This window comes from Haloimpatiens myeolchijeotgali, assembly GCF_042688525.2.
Lineage (GTDB): Bacteria > Bacillota > Clostridia > Clostridiales > Clostridiaceae > Haloimpatiens.
Genome location: NZ_JBHWAB010000001.1, coordinates 2,574,302 through 2,594,204, shown reverse-complemented (window position 1 = coordinate 2,594,204; position 19,903 = coordinate 2,574,302). Strand labels below are relative to the sequence as shown.

Below are 19,903 nucleotides of genomic sequence, written 5' to 3'. Positions count from 1 at the left end.
TAATTTTGTTCCTTTAGTTTACAAGCTGCACCTGCGGAGATAAATGATATTTTGCGTAAAAACCATTTTAACAAATAATTAGTAATTCTTGCTCTAAAAATTTAACTTTGCGTTAAGAAAAACTCATTGTTTGAGTATAGCGAGTTTGAGTTTTTTAGCAAAGTTAAATTTTTAGAGCTTAGAATTACTTTATGCAGTTAACGGTTTTGTAGCAAAATATCATTTATCGGAGTTTAGGTCTAGCTTTGCCGATTTCGCTATAAAGTTTCCACATATTATCTCGATATTATAAATGTAGGAAAGGGGTGAAAACGGTGCTAATTAATAACGCTCTTGTGTTAGGTACTTTTGATAGATTAAACAAAGTCAAAAAAAAGTCAGATAAATCAGTTGAAAAACTAACTTCAGGAAAAAGAATAAATGTAGCTAGAGACGATGCAGCCGGTATGGCTATTCAAGAGAGCTTTAAGTCTCAAGTAAGATGCTTGTCACAAGCCTTTAGAAACACTCAAGACGGTATTTCCCTTATGCAAACAGCAGATGCAAGTGCTGAAAATGTAGGAAGACAATTAAAAAGAATGAAAGAAATATCAATTGAAGGTTCTAATGATACATTAACAGATACTGACAGACAAGCTCTTGATAAAGAATTTCAACAATTAAAAGAAGAAATTCAATCTGTTGCTGATAAAAGTGAGTTCAATGGTATAAAATTACTTAAAGAAGACAAAGAACTTTCTATACAGACAAAATATGATCCATATCAGTTTACAAAAGTAAAGTTACATAAGTTAGATTTAGAGTCTACTGGTTTAAAAGATGTTTCTTTAAATGATAAAAATAATTGTGTTGAGGCAATAGAAAAAGTGGATGAAGCTATAGAAACAGTAGTAGCTGTTAGAGTTGACTACGGATCTTCTTTAAATTCACTCAAAAGTGCTGCTGCGAATGCAAGTACTGCAGAGTTAAGTACAACAGCTTCTTTATCAAAGATAGAAGACGCCGATATGGCAAAATCTATGATGGAATACGTAAAACATAACATTCTTCAAAAATATAATGATTCAATGGTAGTATATGCTAACCAAGATACAGAGAATGTGGCAAAACTTATAAGGTAACTGTGACCTGGGAAAATACCCCAGGTCACAGTTACCTTATTTTTTAGTTAAGAATATTCCAAGAGCAGCTACAGCTCCAATTACAGCTAATATGTTTGCAATATTAATTGAAAGATTAAATCCTATTTTAGCCATTGCTATATATGATATACAAACGGCTGTCATGAAGGTAGCTGGGATAGCTGCAATCCAGAAATTTTTCTTTTGGTTAGCTAAGAACATTGCAGCAGCCCAAAGAACTATAGTAGCAAGAGTTTGGTTTGCCCATCCGAAATATCTCCAAACAATATCAAATGGAACTTTTGTCAATATAAATCCTACTGCAAATAGAGGTATACTTATTAAAAATCTATTTTTAATTGGTCCTTGTTTTAATTTTGCCATGTCAGCAACTGTAAGTCTTGCACTTCTGAAAGCTGTATCCCCTGATGTTATTGGACAGGCTACAACTCCAAGTACAGCAAGAGCACCACCAATTCTTCCAAGCCAAGTATTACATACAATGTTAACAACCCATGCAGCATTATGTCCTTTTACTGCCATAGAAGAAGCTAGTCCATCAACACTTCCAAAGAAACTCATAGCAGCAGCAGCCCAAATTAATGCTACAATACCTTCTGCAATCATTGAACCATAAAATATTTTTCTACCTTGAGATTCTTTAGTACAACATCTAGCCATTAATGGTGATTGAGTAGCATGGAATCCAGAAAGAGCACCACAGGCTATAGTTATGAAAATTAATGGGAAAATAGGGTTTTGTCCTGGGTTTCTATGCATATTTATAAGATTTGAAGGAGTAACTTCAGGAATATTAACTCCTTTTATTACCATTGCACCACCAACACCGATAGCCATTACAAGTAATGCAAGTCCAAACAATGGGTAAATTTTACCTATTAATTTATCAACAGGAACTACAGTAGCAATTAAGTAATATACAAAAATAGCATATACAAATATTTCAACACTACTAACATTAGTAAGGTTAGAAAGTATTGTAGCAGGTCCTTTAACAAATACAACACCTACTAAAACTAATAAAACTACTGAGAAAACTCTCATAAATTGTCTAAATCCATTTCCAAGATATTTACCTACAACTTCAGAGATGCTGGCACCATCATTTCTTATTGAAAGCATTCCAGAAAAGAAATCATGAACTCCACCTGCAAAGATACAACCGATTACAATCCAAAGAAAAGCTACAGGTCCCCAAAGTGCTCCAGCAATTGCACCAAAGATTGGTCCTAAACCTGCGATATTTAAGAATTGAATTAAAAATATCTTCCAACCTGGAAGTGGAACATAGTCAACTCCATCTTCAAGTCTTACAGCAGGAGTTTTAATATTATCGTCTGCTCCAAATGTTTTTTCAACAAATTTTCCATATACAAAATAACCAATAATTAAAAGAACAATTGATATTAAAAACGTTATCATTATGATTCCTCCTATACATGACGTATTTTTAATTTAATTATACAATCATGTATGGATAAAATATTAAATTTCACATGAAAAGCAAAAATGATTACATAAGATGCATTTATATACCCATCAAATGCTTAAATTCAGAAATATTATTTCGACTAACAGGTATTTCTACATCTAAATTTGGAAATTTAACTATAAATGTATTGTTAAACCAAGGAATTATTTCTGATATTTTATCTAAATTAACAATATAAGACCGATGACTCTTAAAAAAATTATTTTCATTAAGTTTTTTGTAAAACTCTGATATGCTGCAATTTGCAGAAAAGCACTTGCTTCTAGTATAAACCAAAGTTTCTCTTTCACAGGCTTTACAATAATAAATATTGTTTTTATTAACTATTACAATTTTATCATTTTCTTTTAATGCAATTTTATTATTTATACATTTTGCGTTTTTTTCTTCACATTCTTCTAGTCTTGTTAGTGTACTTATTATTCTTCTTCAGAATAAGGTTTTAATATATAATCAAAAGCTTTTACTTCAAAAGCATCTACAGCATATTCTTTATATGCTGTATTAAATATGACTTTAGGTTTTTTGTGAAAATTACTTATTATTCTACTTAAACTTATACCATCTAATTTAGGCATATTAATATCTAGAAAAACTACATCTATAGCAGATTTTTCTAGATATTTTAATGTGTCTATTGCATCATCAAATTCTTTTTCTATTTTTATTGTACTAAATTTATTTATAAAGTATTTTAATTCTTCTCTTGCTGGATATTCATCATCTACGATTATGCAGTTCATAAAATCACCCCTCTAAATCATAAACTGTAAAACACATTTTTGTTCCTTTCTCTAATTTAGTTATATCTAATCCTCTTCCATATATTTGTTTTAATCTCTTATGAACATTGGAAAGACCTATTTTATTTTTCTCTACTTTCTCCATATAAATTTTTTTAATAATTTCTGTAGAAATACCTATTCCATCGTCTTCAATTATTATATTGATTTTTTTATCATCTAATTTTCTTATTTCCAATTTTACTGTTCCTTTTCCACTACCCTCTAGTATACCATGTTTTATGGCATTTTCTATTATTGGTTGAATAATAAGGGGTGGAACTTCTACATTAATATGGTCTTCAATATTATACTCAAAATTAAGCTTGTCTCCAAACCGAGCTTTTTCAATAGCTACATATGCTTTAACTTGTTCTATTTCTTTATTAATATCTACTAAATTCTCCATGTTTTCTAAATTATATCTTAAGTAAGTTGATAAATCGATTATTAGTTCTCTTGCCTTATCAGGGTTAATTCTTACAAAAGAAGTAATAGTATTTAGTGCATTAAATAAAAAATGAGGATTAATTTGAGCTTGAAGAGCTTTGATTTCTGCTTTGTTTGCCAGAAATTTTAATTTGGATATTTTACTTAGTTCTAATTGAGTAGATATTATTTGAGAAAGACCTATTGCTAGGTTTTTATTTTTAAAAGAAATTGCATCCTTATTAACATAATATATTTTCAAAGTACCAATAATTTTATTTTTATCTTTTATTGGAGCTACAATAGCTGAATTAAAAGGACAATCTTTATTAGGACAATCTATTTGATTAGAATTTTTTAAACATAACAAGTCACCAGTTTTAAGTACTTGCTTTGTTGATTTAGTTAAAACCTGTTTTCCTCGTATGTGATGATCTGAACCAGCTCCTACATGAGATAAGATAAATTTATCATCAGTGATTGCAACTGCATCACATTTTATATAGTCTCTTATAATAGTACAAATTTTATCCAAAGAGTTACTATTTATTTCTCTAAAATAAGGTAAGGTTTTATTTGCTATTTCTAAAGTGGTTTTTGCTTGTTTTGCTTCAATTATTTCTTTTTCTTCAAATATATTTTGAATAAATAAAATAAGTATAGAAACTCCTATAGCATTAATGAAAGCCATTGGTATATAGATGTTTTTTACTATTTGAAGAGCTGTAGAAACTGGTTTTGTAATTATTATAATTAAAAGCATTCCTAAACTTTCTACAAGTACACCACCTAAAAATCCATAAAACCATTTGTTTTGTTTGTTTGTAAACTTATATATATAGGAAGAAATTATTCCAGCCAAAATAGTAGTAAGAGAACAAGGAATTGAAGTTATACCACCCATATCAATAAAAAATCTATGAAAACCTGCTATAATTGCAGAACTTATGCCAACAAAAGGACCACATAAAATTCCTCCTGCCATAATACCGATAATTCTACTATTAGCAATAGCACCATCTACATCAGTACCAATATAAGTTCCTAAAATACCAAAACCACCAAAGAGTATTGATAATATAATTAAATTTCCTTTTTCAAAATTATCCTTTTGAATAATATGTTTAAAGCTAGATAATCTAGAAACGATAAAAGCTATTAAAACAATATAACCTAAGTTGTTTATTAAGTTTTTTATTAATTCTATCACCACATTCACCTCCTTTTCTTTTTTATTTTATACTGTGGAATTAACACTGTCCACTTTGAATTTTTCTTGTCCACTTAACTTTGTATGACAAAATAATTTTTAATGTACATGGATAAAGTAAAGAGTTTATGGAAGAGTAGAAAGTAAAAAGATATTTTTTAATTACTGATTCCTACGGAATATTAATTAAAAAATCTTTTTTCAATATGAGTAAAGCTTAGAACTTGTTACTGAAGTGAAAGGTTTCTAAGCAAGATATCATTCCCCGCAGCGGCTATTTTTTACCTGTGAAAGTTGAATTACTTTATGCAGTTAAAGGTTTTGTAGCAAAATATCATTTATGGGAGTGGAGTCTATTCTACACTTATGCTAAAGCCAAATTCTTAAGTATTAATTACAGTTTGGCTAAAGTTTACACAGAAATAAACGAATATGTTATAATAGACCTTATTAAATAATTTAATCAATTTTAGAAACTATTATCCATAATTCAATATATTGGACAAATATAGTTTCAAATTAGTGGGGGAGATAAAATGAATAAAGCAAAAATCATTGCAGCGTTCTGTGGTATGTGCTGCTTTTTTACATGTGCTGGCACAAATGCATATGCTAGTGATCAAAACCAAAGCGCAAAGTTCAAAAGAATATTTGGACAAACTAGATATGAAACATCAACTAAAATTTCAAGTCAAGGATGGCAAGAATCTAAATATGTTATAATAGCAAATGGGATAAAGTTTCCAGATGCACTTTGTGCAGGGCCGCTTGGTCAAAAATTAAATGCTCCAATAATTTTATGTGATGGAAATAAATTAAACAAAGAAGCTATAGATGAAATAAAGAGATTAAAGGCAGAAAATGCTTTTGTAATAGGAGGAGAAGGCGCTGTATCCAATAATGTTATTTCAGAATTAAATGCTTTAAATATAAAATCTAAAAGATTAGCTGGACAAACAAGATATGAAACTTCTTTAGAAATAGCAAAAGAAGTTGGATTAGATAATGGTGCTGTTTTTGCTTCAGGTCTTAATTTCCCAGATGCACTATCTATAGCACCTATTGCTTCATCAAAGCAAATGCCTATTTTATTATCTCAAAAAGATAAATTACCAGATAAAGTTGAAGAATTTATATCAAATAAAGAGCTCGCACAATCTTATATTGTAGGTGGTACTGGAGTTGTAAGTGATAAAGTAAAAGCTAATATTTCTAACTGCAAAAGAGTTGGCGGTAAAAATAGATATGATACTAATGTAGCAATATTAAATGAATTTGGCAGCGATGTATCATTCAATAAAGTATATTTAACTTTAGGAGAGAACTTTCCAGATGCATTATGTGGATCAGTAATAGCAAGTAAAACAAAATCACCTGTAGTTTTAGTAAGTGTATATGATGCTTATGAAACAAAAGATTTTGTTAAAAATAAGGGAATAAAAGATGAAAATATTGTTCTTTTAGGTGGAGAAAAAATAATGCCTAATACCATTTTAGAAAAGAAAAAGAGACCACCAAAAAAAGTACCACCTAAAGTCGTTCCACCTAAAAAAAATAATAATACAAACAAGAATCAAAACGCTAATGTGGACAAACTTGTAAAACCATCAATTGTATATGCTACAGTTACAGCAAATGTATCAGGATATAAAAGAGGACAAAAGGTTCAAATAATTAAAGACATTAGTAATGGAGTAAGTTATAGAGTTTATGCAAATGGTAGATATGCAACTATAAGTAGAAGATATTTAAGTATTCCGAGTGATCCAGCTACTAATAGAAGTAGAATGACTACACAACAATTGGAAGCTTACATTAATAAGAAGGGTTTTTCAAGTAGAACTAAATATTTTATTTGGGTAGATTTAAACAGACAAATTATAAATGTTTTTACAGGAAGTAAAGCACATTGGAAATATAAAGTAAGTTTTAGCTGCGCTACAGGAAAAAATGTTACACCTACAGTAAGAGGAAATTTTGCTATTGGAGACAGAGGTGGAAGTTTTTATAGTAAGTATGGTGTAGGTGCTAAATACTGGATAAGATTTTATGGAAATTATTTATTTCATTCTATTTTAGTAAATACAAAAGGAACAGTTGTTGATAGTACACTTGGAAAGAGAGCTTCTCACGGATGTATTAGAGTAGGAATGAATAATATTAAATGGATGTACTACAATGTTCCAATCAACACAGGAGTTTGGGTTAATTAAAACTATCAACTAAAAAAGGGGTGGGTATTTTGCAAGATGATATAGAAGTATCATTGGAGGTTATGAAGAAAATAAAAAATAAGTTGGAAAGAATAAAAAGAATTTCTAGAGAAAAACGTGTTAAAGAAGAGATAGAAACTCTAGTTGCTTTTATTGATAATAATATATTGGATTTGGATGAAAACATAGAAAAGTTAGAAACACTAATTAATAATGAAATGAAAAGAGTAAAGTTTTTAGATGATGATTTATATTTAAAATTATATATTCTTGGTCAAGACTTAAAAAAAGGAAAAATTGTACCTGAAGAAGTCGTAGAATTTTTAAAAACTTATACCTTATTAGATGATGATGTTTATGAAGATATTTTGGGAAGAAAAAAGGAAAAATAATAAAAAGTATAAAGAATATCTAAAGTATAACGATGTATATATGTAGGAATAACAACTGAGAATATAAAATTGGAGTGATAGTTTATGAGACTTATGCATAATTTAGCATCCTTAAATATATTTAGAAATTATACAAAGACTTTACAAAGACAGAGTGGAGCTATAGGAAAAATTTCATCAGGATATAAAGTTAATAGCGCGAGTGAATCACCTAATGATTTAGCTAAAAGTGAAAGAATGAGAATACAAATAAGAGGACTTAATATGGCATCAAGAAATGCACAAGATGGTGTAAGTATGCTGCAGACAGCAGAAGGTGGTTTGGAAAATATGACTTCCATGCTTACAAGGATGAGAGAACTTGCAGTTAGATATGGAAATGATACAAACACTGACAATGATAAAAAGATAATAGAAACTGAATTATCTCAATTAGTAGAAGGATACGATGAAATATGCAATAATACTGAATTTAATGGTGTTAATCTATTAAATACAGACAAAGAGCTAGAAATGCCAGTAGGTTCTAATGTTGGTGAAACTGTTAAGTTTAACACATATAAATTAGATAGTACTTCTATTAAGGATAAAAATGGTGATGTAATAAATTTAAATGATTTATCAAAGATATCAGAAAAATCTATAAGTGCGGGAGAAGCAATAGAAAAAATCGATAAAGCGATGACTACTGTAGTTAGTGTTAGAAGTAAATATGGTGCTATTGAAAATAGATTTGAAGGTGTTATGAATAAATTAAATGAAATAGGCGAAAGAGTACAAGGGGCAGAAAGTCAAGTTAGAGATGTTGACATAGCAGAAGAAATGATGAATTTTTCTAGAGATAATATATTAGTTGAAGCATCAAATGCTATGATGGTTCAAAGTAATAAGTTCCCTCAAGATATACTTAGAATATTAGAAAATGTAAAAAGTAGATAATTATTAAAAGTCTTCTTTGCAATTTGCAAAGAAGACTTTTTTTGTAATTAAAACAATTAAAAAGGTTAAGTTAAATATAAATATTAATATAGTTAAAAAATAACCGAAATTCTAAAAAAAAATGACATAATGTCAAAAAAACTTTAACCATATATTTGCAATATTGAGGCAATCTGTGTTAAAATATGTTTAATGGAGTATTTAATAGAATTAAAAAAAGTACATATAAGACAAATTATAAAATATACTAACATTAATAATAGAAATATGTTATTCCATTAAAAAAAATTGATGGAAATAGAGGAAATTTTAATTGGATGTTTAATATAATATAGGAAAGAGGAGGGAAAATATGAAAATCTACGATAAAAATGTAGAAAGTTATAATTTAATGAAACAAGCATTAGATGCATCTTCAACAAGAAATAAAGTTATTGCTAACAATATTGCGAATGTTAACACAAAAGGTTATAAAAGACAATATGTTTCTTTTGAAGAAACGCTTAATAATGCTGTAGAAGGTGATAACTTAACATTAACAAACAAAAAGCATATTCCTATTAACGAGAAAAAAGGTGAAATAAATATAAAAAGAGATGAATCAAGTAGTATGAGACAAGATGGTAATAATGTAGACATTGAAAATGAAGAAGTGAATCAGGCAGCTAATGCTCTTATGTACAATTCTTTAATAACTGATATAAATAATAGAATTGCTATGAGAAGAAGTGTAATAAAAGGAGGCAGATAATGATGTTTAATGCATTTAGTACAATGCGAATAAGTGCAAGTGGACTTTCCGCTGAAAGACTTAGAATGGATACCATTGCATCAAATATAGCAAATGCCCAGACTACTAGAAATGACAAAGGAGAAAAAAAGGCTTATAGAAGAAAAATAGCTGTATTCCAGGAAAACTTAGAAAAAGAAATGGACAAGGTTTCTGGAAAACGTGGTGAAAACTTCAGAGGAGTAAAGTCTATAGGTATTAAGGAAGATAATTCACCATTAAGAAAAGTTTATGATCCCTCACATCCAGATGCAGGTGATGATGGGTATGTTGAAATGCCTAATGTAAATATATTAAATGAAATGGGAGACATGATAGCAGCATCTAGATCTTATGAGGCTAATATTTCTGTAATTAATTCGGAAAAAAGCATGTTTTCAAAAGCATTACAGATTGGTAGATAGGAGATGCAGTATATGAAAATTAATAAATTTACACCAGATACTAAGATTTTTAATGAAATGGATGTTAACAAGAAAAAGGAAAGTAATAGTAAGGACAAGTTTAAGGAATTTTTTAAAGAAAAGTTAGATGGAGTAAATGAAAAGCAAGTAAAAGCTGAAAATATTTCAGAAGATTTCATAAAAGGAAAAGAAAAAAATGTACATAATGTAATGCTAACCACTCAAGAAGCAAAAATGTCATTAGATATGGCAATTCAAGTTAGAAATAAGCTTGTTGAAGCATATCAAGAGCTAAATAGAATGCAGATATAATATAAAGATTTAGACTTATAAGGAGTGCAAGAAATGAATAAACTGTCGGAAGGGTTTAAAAAACTTAAAGAAAAATGGAAGGACCTTAGTAAAAAGAAAAAAATAGCTTTTACTATTATTCCTATAGGTGTGATAGCTGCATTAATAGCTCTTGCTATAACTATTAATTCTAACAAGTATGGGGTATTATTCTCAAATATGAATGATAAAGATTTAGGTTCTATTTTAGCAAAATTAAAGGAAAAGAAAATTGAATATAAGGTTGAAGGAAAGGCTATTAAGGTTCCAAGGGAACAAGTGGATACTTTAAGGCTTGAACTTGCGTCACAAGTTCCATTAACAAATGGTAGTGTTGGATTTGAAATCTTTGATGATAATAAATTTGGAATGACGGATCAAGAAATGAAAATTAAATATCAAAGAGCACTTGAAGGAGAAATAGAAAGAACAATTAAAGGTCTTCCTGAAATAGAAGATGCAAAAGTGCATTTGGTTATGCCGCAAGATTCTGTATTTGTAAAAGATTCAACTTCAGCAAGCGCATCATTAACATTAAAATTAAAACCCCAAAAAGAGTTAAAACCACAGCAAGTAAAAGCTATTATTGCATTACTATGCAGTAGTGTGAAAAATCTTGACAAAAAAGATGTTGAAATAATAGCTGCTAGTAATAATTCTACAAAACTTCTAACAACACCTGATTTATTTAAAGAAGAAAATAAAGATTATGTAGCAAGTACAGAAAATCAGGAAAAGATTAAAAAAGAAAGAGAAAAAGAAATAGAAAGTAAAATACAAGCTATGTTAGAAAAAGTATATGGTAAGAATAATGTGGTAGTTAAGGTGAATGCAGATTTTAATTTTGATGCAATTCAAGAAAATGAAACAAAATATGCTCCTAAAGGTACAGTAGTAAGTGAACATATTATTACAGATACTACTAAGAATAATAATGGGGCTAATACCAATAGTCCTGTAGATAATAATATGTCTGCAAGAAGTGAAGAAAATAATAATGGTACTGTTTCAGAGCGTAAAGATGAAACAAGAAATTATGAAATATCAAAAAATGAAAAGAAGACAATAAAAGCACCTGGAGATGTTAAGAAACTTTCTACATCTGTTTTATTAAATGGGAATATTGATGAAAATACACGAACTGCAGTTAAAAATTTAGTAGTAGGTGCAGTTGGATACGATCAGAATAGAGGAGATACAATTAGTATCGAAGGTATGAATTTTGATACTACACTTCAAGATAAAGCTAAAAAAGATTTAAATGACATGAAGAAAAATGCAGAAGAGATAAGAAAAAGAAAATTATATATGTATGCTGGAGTTGGAGCTGTATTATTACTTGGATTGATAATATTTGGAATAATAAAAAGAAGATCTAAACGTAAGGAAGAAGAATTAGAAGATGAAGGGCTTGATGTTGTTATTGGAGATAATATAGAGCCTAAACAAAATGAACAATCTTTTGAACCTATTGATTTTGAACAAGAAAATGAAAAGACTCATGTTGAAAAAGAAATTAAAAAATATGCAACACAAAAACCGGGACAAGTTGCAGACATTGTTAAAGCATGGCTAGCAGAGGATGAGAGGTGATTTCAGTGACCCAAAATACAAATAGTAAATTAACAGGAGTTCAAAAAGCAGCCATATTATTTATAACACTAGGTCCAGATGCATCATCTCAAATAATAAAGAAGTTACCTGAAACAGAAATACAGAAAATAACTTATGAGATAGCAAATATTACTGCAGTTAAATCAGATCAAAGACAGGAAATTTTAGATGAATTTATAGAGATGAATAAGGCAAAGGACTATTTAGTTGAAGGTGGATTTGAGTATGCAAGAGATGTTTTATCAAAAGCATTAGGTAGTCAAAAAGCTATGGAAATTTTAGCTAAAGTAACTGAAGCTACTCAACAATATAGACCTTTTGCTATAGCAAGAAAAGCAGATGCTCATCAGTTATTGAATGTTATTTCTAATGAACATCCTCAGACTATTGCTCTTATACTTTGTTATTTACAGCCTGAAAAGGCTGGACAAATACTTTCAGCACTTCCTGAGGAACTTCAAAGCGATGTAGCATTTAGAGTTGCTACTTTAAGTAATACTTCTCCTATGGTAATAAAGGAAATAGAAAAAGTTTTAGATGGCAAGCTTTCTTCTGTTGTAAGGTCAGATATGACTACTGTTGGTGGAGTTCAAACTCTTGTAGATATTTTAAACAGAGTAGACAGAACAACAGAAAAGAATATAACAGAAGGGCTAGAATCAGAAGACGAGGAATTAGCAGAAAAGATAAAACAATCTATGTTTGTCTTCGAAGATGTTATTTCTTTAGACGATGTATCAATACAAAGAGTTTTAAGAGAAGTAGAGACAAAAGAACTTGCTCTTGCATTGAAGGGTGCTTCAGAAGAAGTTGCCAATGCTATATTTAGAAATCAATCTAAGAGAGCAGCTGCTTCTTTAAAAGAAGATATAGAATTCCTTGGACCTGTTAGAATTATGGATGTTGAAAAAGCACAACAGAAGGTTGTGGCCATAATTAGAAGACTTGATGAGGCAGGAGAAATAGTAATTTCGAGAGGTGGAGAAGATGCAATCATCGTCTAATGTTATAAAAAGTGTAAGTGTAAAAAAAGGTACAGAAAAGAAGATAAAACTCAATTATGAAATCAAAAGAGTTGTTACTGAAGAGAACGATGATGAAGAACAATATAGTAATCACATAGATAATTATGAAAATCTTGCTAAAGCTATGATAGACGGAGCAAGAAAGAAAAGTGAAAAATTAGTCCAAAAGGCATATACTACAGCATATACTTTGGAGAAAGAGGCTGCAGAAAAAGGATACAGCAGTGGATATGAAAAAGGTGAGAAAGCTGGATATGAAGCTGGATATAATAAAGCTATGGAAGATGTACAAAATGAAGCTAAAGTTATAATAGGGAATGCTGAAGAAATTTTGAAAAGTTCAAAAGTGGAATATGAAAAGTATTTAAATGAAAAAAGTGAATATATAAAAGATTTAATAATATCTACTATAAGAGATGTCCTAATGAAGGAAATAGATCTAGAAGATGGTGTTTCACAGATAATCTATGAAGCTATAAGAGATTGTAAAGACACAAAAACCTTCATTATTAGATGTAATGATATATATGTAGAAGACTTAAAATCTAAAATTGAAACATGGAAACAAAGTATGGGATTTAAAGGCGATATGTTTGTACTAGGAGACAATTCTTTGAAAAAGGGTATTGTTCAAATTGATAAAGATAATGGAAAAATAGAGATTGATATTAATAATTCTTTTGAAAAGGTAAAAGAAATAATAAAGAATTCCTGAAAGGAATGTATTGAATGATTTATGTGGATTTTCAAAAAATTAAAAATAATATTGAAAAAACAAGCTTTATATATAGGGAAGGAAAAGTAAAGGAAGTAATTGGTCTTACAATAGAGGTTGAGGGTATAAAAGCTTTTATTGGAGAGGTTTGTACTATATATAATGAAAAGAATAATTCAATAAAGTGTGAAGTAGTTGGTTTTAGAGAAAAAAATGTAATTCTAATGCCTCTCGGAGAGTTAGTGGGTATATCACCTGGCTGCAGAGTTGTTCCAAGTGGAAGAGCTTTGAGTGTAAACTGTTCTGAAGAGTTATTTGGAAAAGTGTTAGATGGTCTTGGAAATCCACTTAATGGAGAAAAACTTAAATATGGAGCTCTGTATTCCTTAGATACAGAGCCGCCAGATCCACTTAAAAGAAGAAGAATAAAAGATGCTTTGCCTACAGGAATAAGAGCAATTGATGGATTCTTAACCTGTGGAGAAGGACAAAGAGTAGGAATTTTTGCAGGAAGTGGTGTAGGTAAAAGTACTACATTGGGTATGATTGCAAGAGAAGCAAAAGCAGATGTAAATGTAATTGCTTTAATAGGAGAAAGAGGAAGAGAAGTATTAGACTTTATTGAAAAAGACTTAGGAGAAGAAGGTCTTAAAAAATCAATTATTGTATGTGCAACCTCAGATAAACCTGCTCTTGTTAGATTAAAAGGTGCTTTTACTGCTACAGCAATTGCAGAATATTTTAGAGATAAGGGTAAAAAAGTAATATTAATGATGGATTCTGTTACAAGATTTGCAATGGCGCAGAGAGAAGTTGGACTTGCTATAGGAGAGCCTCCTGCTACAAAAGGATATACTCCATCTGTTTTTGCAATGCTTCCAAGACTTATGGAAAGGGCAGGCATGTCAGATAAAGGTTCTATAACTGCTTTTTACACTGTACTTGTAGATGGTGATGATTTTAATGAACCAATAGCAGATGCTGTAAGAGGTATATTAGATGGTCATATAGTATTATCAAGAGCACTTGCAGCTAAAAATCATTATCCAGCTATTGATATTTTAAGCAGTGTAAGTAGACTTATGCCTGAAATTTCTTGTGATGAACATAAAAAATCTGCATCAATTGGCAGAGATATACTCGCAACATATAAAGATTCTGAGGATTTGATAAATATAGGAGCTTATGTAAAAGGTAGTAATAAAAAAGTAGATAGAGCTTTAGAGTATTATGATATTTTAGAAAAATACTTAAAACAAGGTATAATAGAAAAAGCTGAATTTAATGATAGTGTGGACATTTTAGTACAAATGTTTTCCCAAGTTTCTTAGGAAAAGGGAGGTAAATTACGTTGCAAGGGTACAACTTTAAATTACAGAAACTATTAGATATTAGACTTAACACGGAAGAAAAATGCAAGATGGAATTTAAAAAGGTTCAAAATGAAAAAAATGCTGTTGAAAATAAGCTTAATATGTTAAAAGACGATTACAATAAATATAGAAATGTACATAATGGAAATTCTACAGTACATAGGAAGATAAAACAGAATTATTTGAATGCATTAAATTATGGTATAAACCAAACAGAAGATTCACTTAAAAGCAAAATTCAAGAATTAGATTCAAAACGAGATGAATTAAAACAAAAACAAGTTGATAGGAAAATAGTTGAAGTATTAAAAGAAAAAAAATATCAAGCTTTTGTTAAGGAACAAAATTTAATAGAGCAAAAAGCAAATGATGAATTTGCGTTATATGGATTTATTCGTAAAAACAGGGAGAGGAGGTGAAAAAAGTGAAAAGTTTAACGGTAGATATGATTAATTTAAATCAAAATAAATTATCTTCACAAAAGAAAGAAAATAAATTTAAAGATACAGATATTAAAATTAGTTTTGATAAAAAATTAAAAGAAAAAACTAATGAAAATCAAAAGACAAGTGGAAATAAAACGACAAAGGAAAATTGTTTATTAAAGAAAGAAAAAGTAAAAAATGAGGAAAAAAGTGTTGATAGTAATGTGAAATCAGAATCTAATAATACAGTATTAAAAGAAGGTACTGTAAGTGATGATGAAAATTCACAAGTAACAAATAGGGATAATCTAAAAAAACTTGTAAATTGTTTAATGGATATTTTAAATGGAGATAACAGTGATGATAAGTTAAAGGAAATGAAAGATTTGTTAGACAGTGAAAATTTAAAATTGAAAGATATATTATCATTATTATTATATGGAAGTTTAATTCAAAACAATAAAGTGGATACAAGTATAGATAAAAATCAATTAGAGAAAAAGTTATTACAAGTTTTTAATATGAAAGATAATAAACAATTAACAAGTCTTTTAAATAGTTTTAAAGATAAGTCAGTAAACTTGAATGAAAATACAGATAAACTAAATGAGATTATGAATATGCTAAATCAAAATTTAGAGTCTGAAGACAATGACTTTATTCAATCTATTAAAAAAGTCTTAAGTGTGAAGCTTAAAGAAAATGAAACTAATGATGTGAAGATAGATTTAAAAGGCAATGTAGGAAATAAAGAAAAAGGTAAAAATATAATACCTATATTGAAAAATGAAAAACATACTGAATCAAATTTGAATAATAAAGAGGAAGATATGTTAAAAAATTTAATTAGTGATGGACAAAAATCTCATAAAAATTCAAAAATTGATTCAAAGATAAACAGAGTTACTAACTTTATGTCTAAATTTAATAGTGTTAATGAAGTTACAAATACTTCAGAAGTAAGTAATATTGTAGTCAATAAAAATAATATGGTTTTAGATGTAGTTAAAACCGTTAAGTTTATGGAATTAAACAATCTTAAAGATTTAACAGTTAAAGTAGCTCCAAAAGAACTTGGTGAAATAGTAGTAAAATTAACTATGGAATCAGGAAGAATGAGATTAGCATTAAATGCGTCAAATAAAGATACTTTTAATATTTTAAACAGTAATTTACAAGATATTAGTGATAAGTTAAATTCTAATAATATAAAAATCCAACCTGCTGAGATTAATATTTATAATGAGGATACAACATTTTTCAGTAATCAATTTGGTGGACAATCTTCTGAAGAAAATTCTCAAAATAATAATTCAAGAAGCAAGGTTAATGAAGTATCAAACACAAGATTAGATAATGATGAAGAGATATTAGATAAAAGTAGTTATGATGAAAGCAATGTAAATGCTTTAGCATAATACATAGAAAGGAGGATAATTATGGCAATTAATGGACAAAATCAAGTAAACTCTCTACAGACTAAGAGAGGAACTGATATTTATAGTGGAATAGGAAAAACTAATGCCTCATCTAGAGCAACAAGAAGAGGAACGAGAATCGTAAAAAAAGGAAATGAACTTGATAAAAATGCATTTTTAAGGATTTTGACAGCAGAACTTAAAAACCAAGATCCTACAAATACTAAAGATTCAACTCAGTTTGTTTCACAGTTAGCACAATTTTCATCACTTGAACAAATGTCTAATTTGAATGGTACCATGTCATTCTCTGGAGCTCAAGGTTTAGTAGGGAAATTGGTTGCATTTAATAAATATGACGATATGGGAAGACAATATGGTGGCTTTGTAAGAAATGTAACAAAAAATGGTGACACTATTAAAGTAACTGCTGAAGTTATGGACAAAGGAAAGAGAACAATTAAAGAGTTTAATCTTTCAGATGTACAGGATGTTATAGAATATAAAGATAATACTTTAGAGTTTATTAATGGAAATATGGGATTTTTGCTTGCTTCAAATATGATGAATAAAAAAGTAGAAGCTGTAATGTACCATTTAGATGCTAATGGTGAAAAAGTAGAAGAAAAGTATGCTGGTGTTGTAAAAGGTATAACTAGAGATACTGAAGGTATAAAACTTAGAGTTCTAGTAAAAGATGGAGAAAAAGAAGAAGAGAAATATATTCCATATGATTGTGTAGTAAAAGTAGATAATGTTGATGAAAATGCTGGTAAAGAGGATAATCCTGAAAGCTCTGATAAAACAGATACACAGGGAGCTTAATATAAATGGGATATAGAGTGATAAATGGTAAACTTTATCCTGTTGGTAATTTCTCGCATTTAAATATTAAAAAGCAGAGCAGTGATAATAAAACAAATGTTTCAACATGTAAAAGCAATGATAAGAACTTTAAGGATATATTAAGTAAAAAGATTTCCAGCGAAGATAGTTTTACAATATCAAATCATGCTTCAAAAAGATTACAGTGTAGAAACATAAACCTTGATGAGAGTGATATGAAAAAGATAAATGCAGCAATTAATAAAGCAAATGGAAAAGGAAGCAAACAGTGTTTAATACTGCACAAGGATATGGCTCTAATAACTAGCATTAAAAACAAAACAATAATAACTGCCCTTAGTAGGGAAGAAAGTAAAGAAAATATATTTACAAATATAGATAGTGTTGTATTTACATAGGCTGGTCCGCAAGGGAGCTTAACTCTGTGGAATGAAAGAAACAGGGCATACAACAAGAAACCTATATTAAACTTGGGAGGGTTTTATAGATGTTAAGATCAATGTATTCTGGAATAAGTGGTATGAAAGTTAATCAGACCAAATTGGACGTTGTAGGAAATAACATTGCCAATGTTGGTACTACAGCTTTTAAGGGTTCGAGAGTTAGATTTCAAGATATGCTAAGCCAAAATATGGCAGAGGCAATTGGACCAGGAAGAAATCAAGGTGGTTCAAACCCAAGACAGGTTGGACTTGGAGTTCAAGTAGCAGGTATAGATACAGTAATGAGTCAAGGAATGATGCAGCCAACTGGTAGAAACCTAGATGTTGGTATCGATGGTTCAGGTTACTTCATGGTGGGTAGAGGTTCATTGCCTGCAGGAAATGGAGCCGGTGTACAAGTTGACGAGGCTAGTCATACAATAACTAGTGGTAATGGAATGCAGATAAGTTATTCTAGAGATGGTGCTTTAACTCTTGACCATCAAGGTAACTTGTTGAACTCAGATGGTTACAGAATTTTAGGATATGCAATAAGCCAAAAAGATGAAAATGGAAATCTTGTTGGAGCAGAAAGTATAGATTATAATGCTAATGGCGTATGTAATTTTGTAGATGTTGATTCTGAAAATGGTATAAAGGCAGGAAGTACTTTAGTTCCTTTAAGAATACCTGAGGCAGTGCATGTAAATGCATCAAAAATAGCTGATACTTCAGGTGGTAAAGAAATGACTTTCACAGGTATAGGAACTGTAGATGATATAACTACTAAACCTAGAATACATACAGGTGGAAAGAAATTTGAAGGTGAAAAAGATTTAAAAATAGAAATTAAATTTGTCGCTGAAAAGGATGCAACTGGAAAAATAACAGGTTACAAAGCACATAATTTTGTAAATGGAGAACAACTTTTGGACGAAAATGGCAAAACAGTAGATTTTCAAACTAATATAACAAAGGATGTTCTAGAAAAACATTTTAAAGGTAAAAATGGATGGGCAAAGGAAACAGATGCAACTAAAAAGGATGAATTAGAAAAGGAAGCACAAGATTTAGCACAAAAATTAATTGGTGGAAGTACAATAACTTTAACAGAACCAGCTGTAAAAGATGGTATTAATAAAGCTAATTATAGTTGGGGATTTGTAGTTGATGCTGATGGTATGAAAAAAGTTACTAGCTTCTCAGTAGAAAAAGATGGTGTAGTTAAAGCTACACTTGATGATGGTAAAGTTACTGCCCTTGGACAAGTTGCAACAGCAAGTTTCAGAAATACTGCTGGTCTTAAGAAATTAGGTAAGAATCTTTATCAAAATACTGCAAACTCTGGTGAGCCAAACGTAAGAAGTGGTATTGGAACAGATAAATCTATTGATAACAGTGACAGCTATGGAGATATGCTTCAAGGTATGCTTGAAATGTCAAATGTTGATTTGGCAGAGCAATTTACAGATATGATAGTTGCAAGTAGAGCATTCCAAGCTAGTGGTAAAATGATATCTACTGGTGATGAAATACTTCAAGATATTATTAACTTGAAAAGATAGTTAGAAAAGCAGAGGATAATTAACAGTTGATAGAGGACAGTTGAAAGATAAAAGTTAAGAGTTAAAAGTTAAAAGTATAAATAAGGAAGTTTTTCTATAAGAAAAACATCCTTAACTGTCAACTGTAAACTGTAATCTGTAAACTGTCATCTGATAACTAAACCTAGGGGGGTGTTTTAGTGGTAAAACTCACAAAAATGAATCATAAAGAGTTTATATTAAATGCAGAACATATAGAACAAATAGAAGAAGTACCAGAAACACTTATTACATTAACAAATGGAAAAAAAGTAATAGTATTAGAAAGTGTAGATTTTGTAGTTAATGAAGTATTAGAATATAAAAGAAAAATACATGGTAAAAACTTGTAGGAGGCC

At 29.5% G+C, this 19,903-nt stretch carries 21 protein-coding genes; 17 read left to right on the top strand and 4 right to left on the bottom strand.

Annotated features, from left to right (window positions below):
- Positions 1-314 precede the first annotated feature (314 nt).
- Positions 315-1,121: a flagellin gene (locus tag ACFIJ5_RS11625; RefSeq protein WP_379807182.1), complete on the top strand. Its 807-nt coding sequence runs from the start codon at positions 315-317 to the stop codon at positions 1,119-1,121.
- A gap of 36 nt (positions 1,122-1,157) precedes the next feature.
- Here ACFIJ5_RS11625 and ACFIJ5_RS11620 read toward each other — a convergent pair whose 3' ends face one another.
- From ACFIJ5_RS11620 to ACFIJ5_RS11605, 4 genes are all read right to left on the bottom strand, one after another.
- Entirely contained in the window at positions 1,158-2,564 is a 1,407-nt protein-coding gene (locus tag ACFIJ5_RS11620) for a carbon starvation CstA family protein (protein ID WP_379807180.1), read from the bottom strand.
- A gap of 106 nt (positions 2,565-2,670) precedes the next feature.
- Positions 2,671-2,943 carry a LytR/AlgR family response regulator transcription factor gene (locus ACFIJ5_RS11615; protein WP_379809598.1) on the bottom strand — a complete coding sequence of 91 codons (273 nt, stop codon included), beginning with the start codon at positions 2,941-2,943 and terminating at the stop codon, positions 2,671-2,673.
- 110 nt (positions 2,944-3,053) lie between these two features.
- Positions 3,054-3,377, bottom strand: coding sequence for a response regulator (locus tag ACFIJ5_RS11610; protein WP_379807178.1), 324 nt, complete (start codon positions 3,375-3,377; stop codon positions 3,054-3,056).
- A 4-nt stretch (positions 3,378-3,381) separates the two neighbouring features.
- On the bottom strand, positions 3,382-5,055 hold the full coding sequence (locus ACFIJ5_RS11605) for a LytS/YhcK type 5TM receptor domain-containing protein (protein ID WP_379807176.1): 1,674 nt from the start codon (positions 5,053-5,055) through the stop codon (positions 3,382-3,384).
- 536 nt (positions 5,056-5,591) lie between these two features.
- Here ACFIJ5_RS11605 and ACFIJ5_RS11600 point away from each other — a divergent pair.
- The 16 genes from ACFIJ5_RS11600 to ACFIJ5_RS11525 all read left to right on the top strand — a co-directional run bounded on the left by ACFIJ5_RS11600 (position 5,592) and on the right by ACFIJ5_RS11525 (position 19,897).
- A complete protein-coding gene (locus tag ACFIJ5_RS11600; RefSeq protein ID WP_379807174.1) occupies positions 5,592-7,268 on the top strand; it encodes a cell wall-binding repeat-containing protein in 1,677 nt (558 codons plus the stop codon).
- A gap of 29 nt (positions 7,269-7,297) precedes the next feature.
- Entirely contained in the window at positions 7,298-7,660 is a 363-nt protein-coding gene (locus ACFIJ5_RS11595) for a hypothetical protein (RefSeq protein WP_379807172.1), read from the top strand.
- Positions 7,661-7,744: 84 nt separating this feature from the next.
- Positions 7,745-8,599, top strand: a complete 855-nt coding sequence (locus ACFIJ5_RS11590; RefSeq protein WP_379807170.1) for a flagellin N-terminal helical domain-containing protein — start codon at positions 7,745-7,747, stop codon at positions 8,597-8,599.
- 352 nt (positions 8,600-8,951) lie between these two features.
- A complete protein-coding gene (gene flgB / locus ACFIJ5_RS11585; protein WP_379807168.1) occupies positions 8,952-9,350 on the top strand; it encodes a flagellar basal body rod protein FlgB in 399 nt (132 codons plus the stop codon).
- 2 nt (positions 9,351-9,352) lie between these two features.
- Positions 9,353-9,793 carry a flagellar basal body rod protein FlgC gene (gene flgC, locus ACFIJ5_RS11580; protein ID WP_379807166.1) on the top strand — a complete coding sequence of 147 codons (441 nt, stop codon included), beginning with the start codon at positions 9,353-9,355 and terminating at the stop codon, positions 9,791-9,793.
- Positions 9,794-9,805: 12 nt separating this feature from the next.
- Positions 9,806-10,105: a flagellar hook-basal body complex protein FliE gene (gene fliE, locus ACFIJ5_RS11575; RefSeq protein WP_379807164.1), complete on the top strand. Its 300-nt coding sequence runs from the start codon at positions 9,806-9,808 to the stop codon at positions 10,103-10,105.
- A 33-nt stretch (positions 10,106-10,138) separates the two neighbouring features.
- Entirely contained in the window at positions 10,139-11,716 is a 1,578-nt protein-coding gene (gene fliF, locus ACFIJ5_RS11570) for a flagellar basal-body MS-ring/collar protein FliF (protein WP_379807162.1), read from the top strand.
- A gap of 5 nt (positions 11,717-11,721) precedes the next feature.
- Positions 11,722-12,741, top strand: coding sequence for a flagellar motor switch protein FliG (gene fliG / locus ACFIJ5_RS11565; RefSeq protein ID WP_379807160.1), 1,020 nt, complete (start codon positions 11,722-11,724; stop codon positions 12,739-12,741).
- A complete protein-coding gene (locus tag ACFIJ5_RS11560) occupies positions 12,716-13,477 on the top strand; it encodes a FliH/SctL family protein (RefSeq protein WP_404660501.1) in 762 nt (253 codons plus the stop codon). Before fliG ends, ACFIJ5_RS11560 begins: the two co-directional genes overlap by 26 nt.
- 14 nt (positions 13,478-13,491) lie before the next feature.
- On the top strand, positions 13,492-14,808 hold the full coding sequence (fliI, locus tag ACFIJ5_RS11555; RefSeq protein ID WP_379807156.1) for a flagellar protein export ATPase FliI: 1,317 nt from the start codon (positions 13,492-13,494) through the stop codon (positions 14,806-14,808).
- A 20-nt stretch (positions 14,809-14,828) separates the two neighbouring features.
- Positions 14,829-15,269, top strand: coding sequence for a flagellar export protein FliJ (gene fliJ / locus ACFIJ5_RS11550; protein WP_379807154.1), 441 nt, complete (start codon positions 14,829-14,831; stop codon positions 15,267-15,269).
- 5 nt (positions 15,270-15,274) lie between these two features.
- Positions 15,275-16,693: a flagellar hook-length control protein FliK gene (locus tag ACFIJ5_RS11545; protein ID WP_379807152.1), complete on the top strand. Its 1,419-nt coding sequence runs from the start codon at positions 15,275-15,277 to the stop codon at positions 16,691-16,693.
- Positions 16,694-16,714: 21 nt separating this feature from the next.
- A complete protein-coding gene (locus ACFIJ5_RS11540) occupies positions 16,715-17,518 on the top strand; it encodes a flagellar hook assembly protein FlgD (RefSeq protein ID WP_379807150.1) in 804 nt (267 codons plus the stop codon).
- A 5-nt stretch (positions 17,519-17,523) separates the two neighbouring features.
- Positions 17,524-17,937 (top strand): TIGR02530 family flagellar biosynthesis protein, encoded by a 414-nt coding sequence (locus tag ACFIJ5_RS11535; RefSeq protein WP_379807148.1) that lies wholly within the window; start codon positions 17,524-17,526, stop codon positions 17,935-17,937.
- An 89-nt stretch (positions 17,938-18,026) separates the two neighbouring features.
- Positions 18,027-19,526, top strand: coding sequence for a flagellar hook protein FlgE (locus tag ACFIJ5_RS11530; RefSeq protein ID WP_379807146.1), 1,500 nt, complete (start codon positions 18,027-18,029; stop codon positions 19,524-19,526).
- A gap of 179 nt (positions 19,527-19,705) precedes the next feature.
- Entirely contained in the window at positions 19,706-19,897 is a 192-nt protein-coding gene (locus ACFIJ5_RS11525) for a flagellar FlbD family protein (protein WP_379807144.1), read from the top strand.
- The last annotated feature ends 6 nt before the right edge of the window (positions 19,898-19,903 follow it).